Consider the following 6,081-nt stretch of genomic DNA (forward strand, 5'->3'; position numbering starts at 1 on the left):
CCATGCAATTCGGCATCGGAACCTACGGCCTCGCCTATGCGGCCGGCCTCCTCTCGACCCTCTCCCCCTGCGTGTTGCCCCTCGTCCCGCTCGTCCTCGCGAGCGCAGCGTCGGCACACCGCTGGGGTGTTGCAGCGCTCACGGCCGGCCTCGCCCTGTCGTTCGCCGTAGCCGGTACGCTTCTCGCCGCGCTAGGCACCTCGCTCGGTATCGATGAGCTGATGCTGCGCAACGCATCGGCGGTGCTACTCGTTGCAGCCGGTGTCGTTACGCTGCTGCCGGCGCTTCAGCGTCGCTTCGGATCGGCCGCTTCAGGCATTGCGGCGATCGGCCATACATACAGCGCGCAAATCGATACGCAGACCCTGCGCGGCCAATTCGTCATCGGCCTGCTGCTCGGCGCGATCTGGAGTCCCTGCGCAGGTCCGACGCTCGGCGCAGCGATCGCACTCGCGGTGCAAGGCAAGGCGCTGGGCCCGATCGCAGCGCTCATGAGCGTCTATGCGGTCGGCGCCAGCACGCCGATGGCTGTGCTCGGCTTCGCCTCGCGTGCATCGGTGGCGAAACTGCGCGAGCGCATGCGCTCGACGGGATCGTTGGGCAAGCCCGTGCTCGGCGTGATACTCGTCGCGCTCGGGCTCGTCACGTTGACTCACGCCGACCGAGCTCTGGAAACCTGGGCGACCCAATGGCTGCCTGCGGCGCTCGTCGATCTGACCACGCGGTTTTAAGGGTTCAACATTGCCGACATCGCGAATGCAGCCACTTGTTCAGCATTGTGTCAACGCCGGGTACCATTGCTCCGATAATGTCATGCACGAAGCGCTTTCACATGCCTGCCCGCGCGCATTTCCGGCTCCTGCCGGCAACGAAACGACGAGGAGTTTTCCGTGCCCCGTACCGCCCCCTCCGCTCCCGGTGACGGCATCTACTTCGGCTTGATGTCCGGCACCAGTCTGGACGGCGTCGACGGCATCGCCGTCGAATTCGCCGACGGACGGCCCCCGACCGTGCTGGCCGACGCTTTCGTCGGCTTCGCCGACGGCCTGCGCGGCGCGCTCTTCGCGCTGCAGCAGCCCGGAGACAATGAAATCGAGCGCGAGGCGCTCGCCGCATCGGCGCTCGCGACACGGTACGCGGTGTGCTGCCACGAACTGCTTCGCTCCGCCAACCTGGCACCGTCGCGCGTGCGAGCGATCGGCGTACACGGGCAAACGGTGCGCCATATGATCGAAAAAGGCTATACGCGTCAGATCAATAATCCCGCCTTGCTCGCGGAGATGACGCACATCGACGTCGTGGCGGATTTCCGAAGCCGCGATGTGGCGGCCGGCGGCCAAGGCGCGCCGCTCGTGCCGGCCTTTCACGAGCAGATCTTCCGGTCAGCAGACGAGACCCGCGTGATCTGCAATCTCGGCGGGATCAGCAATATCACGATCCTTCCCGCCGACACCGACACCTCTGTCCGGGGCTTCGACTGCGGGCCCGCGAATGTGCTGCTCGACGAGTGGGCCAGCCGCCATCTAGGCACGCCCTACGACGAAGGCGGTCGATTCGCGGCAAGCGGCACGGTTGTCGAGCCGCTCCTGAACCGGTTGCTGGACGAGCCGTTTTTTGCATTGCCGCCACCCAAGAGCACGGGCCGCGATCTGTTCAATGCGAGTTGGCTGGATGCCAAACTGGCCGGTTTTTCCGGATCGGCCCCGGCCGACGTCCAGGCCACGCTGGCCGCGTTGACGGCGACGACCGTCGTGCGGGAGGTGGAGCGGCATGCCGGCGGATGCGGCGCTATTTACGTCTGTGGAGGCGGAGCGCGCAATCCCGAACTGCTTCGAGCGTTCGAGGCGGCATTGACGAAGAGCGGTGTCAGGGGCGCATCGGTGAGAACGACCGACGAACTCGGCGTACCGCCCCACCATGTGGAAGCGCTCGCGTTCGCCTGGTTGGCGAAGCGGTGTATCGAGCGGGCGCCGGGAAATCTGCCCGCGGTGACGGGCGCCGCGGGCGAGCGCGTGCTGGGGGCGCTCTACCCGGCGTGAGCGGTTGCTGAACGACCGGAACGGGGGAGACTACGTTACGCCGAGAACGACGAGCCGCAGCCGCACGTGGTCGTGGCGTTCGGGTTCTTGATGACGAATTGCGCGCCGTTGATATCGTCCTTGTAGTCGATTTCGGCGCCGACAAGATATTGATAACTCATCGAATCGATCAGCAGTTGAACGCCCGCCTTGTTCATGACGGTGTCGTCTTCGTTGATCGTTTCGTCGAACGTGAAGCCGTATTGGAAGCCCGAGCATCCGCCGCCTTGCACGAAAACGCGCAATTTGAGGTCCGGATTGCCCTCTTCGTCGATCAATTGCTTCACTTTTTCAGCCGCCGCGTCCGTGAAGACGAAGGGGCCGGGCATTTCGGTCACGGGGGTTTCAGTGACGGCGGTCATTCGAACTCTCCAAAAAAGCTGCTAAGCGCCATTGTAGGGCTGTTCGGAATATCGTGCTGTAAGTCCATGAATTCAATGGGTGCTTGCCTTACACGTTCCGTATGACGCCCCGGAAATGAACAAAGCCGCCGGTGCGGACAGCAGCGGCGGCTTTTTTTGCGGACCGCGCCAGCATTGCGGCGCGGTACCGGCGCGTATTAACGCTTCGAGAACTGCTTGCGGCGGCGTGCCTTGTGGAAGCCGACCTTCTTACGCTCGACTTCACGTGCATCGCGCGTCACGAAGCCGGCGCTCGACAGCGCGGGCTTCAGCGTCGCATCGTAGTCCATCAGCGCACGCGTGATGCCGTGACGGACCGCACCCGCTTGACCCGTCTCGCCGCCACCCGACACGTTGACCTTGATGTCGAACGTCGTGCCGTGGTTCGTGAGCTCGAGCGGCTGACGAACGATCATCAGCGACGTTTCGCGCGAGAAGTAATCAGCGATGGGCTTGCCGTTGACGACGATATCGCCCTTGCCTGCCTTGATGAAGACACGAGCGACGGCGCTCTTGCGGCGGCCCGTACCATAGTTCCAATTACCGATCATGTGGGCTCCCCTTAGATCTCGAGCGCTTGCGGCTGCTGAGCCGTATGCGGATGCGTCGCTTCGGCGTAGACCTTCAGCTTCTTGATCATTGCATAGCCAAGCGGGCCCTTCGGCAGCATACCCTTGACCGCTTTCTCGAGCGCGCGGCCCGGGAAACGCTCCTGCATCTTGCCGAACGTCGTTTCGTAGATACCGCCCGGGTAGCCCGAGTGGCGGTAGTACTTCTTGTCGGTGGTTTTGTTGCCCGTCACCTTCAGCTTGCCAGCGTTGATGACGATGATGAAATCACCAGTGTCGACGTGCGGGGTGAACTCAGGCTTGTGCTTGCCGCGAAGACGGCGTGCCACTTCGCTGGCGACACGGCCGAGAACCTTATCCGTCGCGTCAATCACGTACCATTCGCGCTTTACCTCTTCGGCTTTCGCGGAAAATGTCTTCATGATCGATCCAAAATTGTGACCTGCCCTTACTTTTCATTCCTGCTTGGATAGTTGCGTATCGAGACGCGGCGCAGGCTCTCCCTGTTCTTCTCCCGCGGGCATGGATGCGGAAAAGCCCTGAATTATAAAGGAATTCAAGGCGACACGTCAAAAAAAAGCCCGAACACTTGGCTCGGGCTTAATCCACCTAAGGAGGAGGGTGGAGGAGACATGCGGAGATTGCCGAACAACCAGGGCAACCAATGAGGCGTATTGTACAGAGGATCGACCCATCGCGCAAGAAAATTTGCATGGCGAAATCGCATCTCACGATACGATATATCGATATCGCGCGCCGTGGGATTCCGCCAGGAGCGGCAGCGTTCGGGCGAGGCTACAATGCGCTCTTCTTTTGACTGCGCGGGAGCCTGAACATGGAATGCAAGGTGAGCTGGATGGGGCCTGACGGCATGGCGTTCGCCGCCGAGACCGGCAGTGGGCATCTGGCCATGATGGACGGCGCCCCCGAAGGCGGCGGCCGCAATCTCGCTCCGCGGCCGATGGAAATGGTTCTGCTAGGCACGGGCGGCTGCACGGCCTACGACGTCGTCATGATCCTGAAAAAGAGCCGTCAGGAGATCGCCGGGTGCTCGGTGACGCTGAAGGCGGAGCGTGCGAGCGTCGATCCGAAGGTCTTCACGAGCATTCACTTCCACTTCACGGTGACGGGGAAGAATCTGAACCCGGCCACGGTCGAGCGGGCCATCAACCTGTCGCACGACAAGTATTGCTCGGCGTCGATCATGCTCGCCAAGACCACCGAATTGACGCACTCCTTCGAGATTGTGGAGCAGTAAGGACGAGCGCGTCATTTCGCCTTATTTAGCGGCGCGCGAATGCACCGAGCTCGGCCGGCAGGCAAGCTTCGATCCTTCGAGTCGGTTTCCAGGCCAAGGGGGATATCAATGAGCTTCAGTCTCGTCGCACCCGAGCAGTTCACCGCGCGCCAACAGCAGTATCTCGAGAAGTTCCGGCAATCCATCGATCTCGTCTCTTCGCAGGCGGGAGCAATCGTCGGCGCAAAAGACGTCGATTCGCGGCATCTCATCGCGACAGATTCTTATGCGCGCATCGTCGGCCTGTCCAAGGGAGGGGATGTGACCGGGCGCTTCGACCGCGAGATGCCTTGCGAGGGCACCGCCCAGTTCGCGGACTGCTATGTCCGCGAGGACCGCGACCTGCTATCGCATCGCGATCCCGGACGGATGACTTCCGTGATCAACATTCACGAGTACAGCGACGGCCTCAAAGGGCTGGTGTTCAACAAATTCGCGCTCAAGCACCGCCCGACGAAGTCGATTCTCGGCACCATCTACAGCGCGTACGAGTTCGATATCTCCCGCTTCTTGGCGATGTTGCCGAACTATACGTTCGAGTTCGGCGCAGGATGCAGCATCGCACGGGCTGACGACGCCCCGATCGAAATCGAGACACAGCTCACGGAGTTCGAGTACGAGATTGCGTTCTTGCTCACCATGAGATGGAGCCTGGGACAAATCCGCGACTTCCTGAGCGAGTATCGGCGCGGCACGGAAGCGGGCGTCATCGCCAGCGTCCGGACGATCGGCGACAAGCTCGGCGGCGGCTTACGGGGTGCATCGGCGTTGCGCGATAGGCTCGTCGAGCTTGGCGTGCATCGAAAAATGCCCAAGGCACTCTTTGATCATGTGACGGCCGCGGAGCCGCTGCGGGCCGGTTCATCACTTCGCGAGGACCTTCCTTGAACCCCAACATCGATCTGATCGGCGTGCCGGGCGGCCGGCACCTACTCGACACGCCCGCCCTGCTCGTCGATCTGGCCGCCCTCGAACGCAACATCGCCCGTATGGCGGAACTCGCTGCAAGCTCCGGTATTGCGCTGCGGCCGCACGCGAAAAGCCACAAGTCGGTCGAAATCGCGCGCTTGCAGATCGAAGCGGGAGCGATCGGGGTGTCATGCGCCACGCTCGGCGAAGCCGAAGTCATGGTCGAGGCAGGCATTCCCGGCGTCCTCGTGACTTCGCCCGTCGTCGGCAAGAACAAGATGCGCCGGCTCATTCGCAGCGCGCGTACCGCCGGGCCCGGGCAGTTGATGGTAGTCGCCGACCATCCCGACAACGTCGACGCACTTGCCGCAGCCGCGGTGGACCTCGGCCATCGGCTGCCGGTGCTCGTCGATTATCACGCCGGATATCACCGCACCGGCGTGGCCGATGCCGCGGCCGCCGTCGCACTCGCCCGGCACATCGCGAAGAGCGATACGTTGTGCCTGGGTGGCCTGCAAGCCTATGGCGGAAACATTCAACACCTGGCAGACCGCCGTCAACGGCAACGAGCCGCGGCGGAACTGAGCCGTACGGTCGCGAACATCGTGGAGGAAATCGAATGCGCGGGCCTCGCGGTCGAGATCGTCACAGGCGTCGGCACGGGCACGCAGGAATTCGATTCGACCGCCCAGGTATTCACCGAGATGCAGCCCGGGTCGTATCTGTTCATGGATTCGGACTACCTGAAAGCATTGAGCGACCCGTTGCGCCCAGCCCCCTTCGAGACGTCTTTATTCGTGCAAAGTACGGTCGTCAGCGTCAACGCA

The 6,081-nt window shown here is 62.5% G+C and carries 8 protein-coding genes; 5 read left to right on the forward strand and 3 right to left on the reverse strand.

Annotation, left to right across the window (positions count from 1 at the left end; genetic code table 11):
• Nucleotides 1-2: 2 nt before the first annotated feature.
• Complete coding sequence (locus tag VGL01_RS16190; RefSeq protein WP_331571040.1) at nucleotides 3-731, forward strand: cytochrome c biogenesis CcdA family protein; 729 nt, start codon at nucleotides 3-5, stop codon at nucleotides 729-731.
• Between the two features lie 159 nt (nucleotides 732-890).
• Nucleotides 891-2,039, forward strand: a complete 1,149-nt coding sequence (locus VGL01_RS16195; protein ID WP_331571042.1) for an anhydro-N-acetylmuramic acid kinase — start codon at nucleotides 891-893, stop codon at nucleotides 2,037-2,039.
• 35 nt (nucleotides 2,040-2,074) lie between these two features.
• Here the strand turns inward: VGL01_RS16195 and erpA are convergent, their stop codons facing one another.
• From erpA to rplM, 3 genes are all read right to left on the reverse strand, one after another.
• Nucleotides 2,075-2,440: an iron-sulfur cluster insertion protein ErpA gene (gene erpA / locus VGL01_RS16200; protein WP_173255275.1), complete on the reverse strand. Its 366-nt coding sequence runs from the start codon at nucleotides 2,438-2,440 to the stop codon at nucleotides 2,075-2,077.
• Nucleotides 2,441-2,637: 197 nt separating this feature from the next.
• Nucleotides 2,638-3,030, reverse strand: a complete 393-nt coding sequence (rpsI, locus tag VGL01_RS16205) for a 30S ribosomal protein S9 (RefSeq protein ID WP_173255276.1) — start codon at nucleotides 3,028-3,030, stop codon at nucleotides 2,638-2,640.
• An 11-nt stretch (nucleotides 3,031-3,041) separates the two neighbouring features.
• Nucleotides 3,042-3,470, reverse strand: a complete 429-nt coding sequence (gene rplM, locus VGL01_RS16210) for a 50S ribosomal protein L13 (RefSeq protein WP_331571044.1) — start codon at nucleotides 3,468-3,470, stop codon at nucleotides 3,042-3,044.
• Between the two features lie 413 nt (nucleotides 3,471-3,883).
• On the opposite strand from rplM, the gene VGL01_RS16215 reads away from it, so the two are divergent.
• The 3 genes from VGL01_RS16215 to VGL01_RS16225 all read left to right on the forward strand — a co-directional run.
• Nucleotides 3,884-4,306: an OsmC family protein gene (locus VGL01_RS16215; RefSeq protein ID WP_331571046.1), complete on the forward strand. Its 423-nt coding sequence runs from the start codon at nucleotides 3,884-3,886 to the stop codon at nucleotides 4,304-4,306.
• Between the two features lie 108 nt (nucleotides 4,307-4,414).
• Nucleotides 4,415-5,233, forward strand: a complete 819-nt coding sequence (locus VGL01_RS16220; RefSeq protein ID WP_331571048.1) for a hypothetical protein — start codon at nucleotides 4,415-4,417, stop codon at nucleotides 5,231-5,233.
• The coding region (locus VGL01_RS16225) for an alanine racemase (protein WP_331571050.1) at nucleotides 5,230-6,081 on the forward strand (852 nt) is incomplete at its 3' end. The genes VGL01_RS16220 and VGL01_RS16225, both read left to right, overlap by 4 nt.

The organism is Trinickia sp., assembly GCF_036503415.1.
Taxonomy (GTDB): domain Bacteria; phylum Pseudomonadota; class Gammaproteobacteria; order Burkholderiales; family Burkholderiaceae; genus Trinickia.

Bases quoted from the DNA above. Each gene is read 5' to 3' on its own strand.
- VGL01_RS16215 (WP_331571046.1), top strand. From the start codon at position 3,884: ATGGAATGCAAGGTGAGCTGGATGGGGCCTGACGGCATGGCGTTCGCC.
- rpsI (WP_173255276.1), bottom strand. From the start codon at position 3,030: ATGATCGGTAATTGGAACTATGGTACGGGCCGCCGCAAGAGCGCCGTC.
- VGL01_RS16220 (WP_331571048.1), top strand. From the start codon at position 4,415: ATGAGCTTCAGTCTCGTCGCACCCGAGCAGTTCACCGCGCGCCAACAG.
- VGL01_RS16190 (WP_331571040.1), top strand. From the start codon at position 3: ATGCAATTCGGCATCGGAACCTACGGCCTCGCCTATGCGGCCGGCCTC.
- rplM (WP_331571044.1), bottom strand. From the start codon at position 3,470: ATGAAGACATTTTCCGCGAAAGCCGAAGAGGTAAAGCGCGAATGGTAC.
- erpA (WP_173255275.1), bottom strand. From the start codon at position 2,440: ATGACCGCCGTCACTGAAACCCCCGTGACCGAAATGCCCGGCCCCTTC.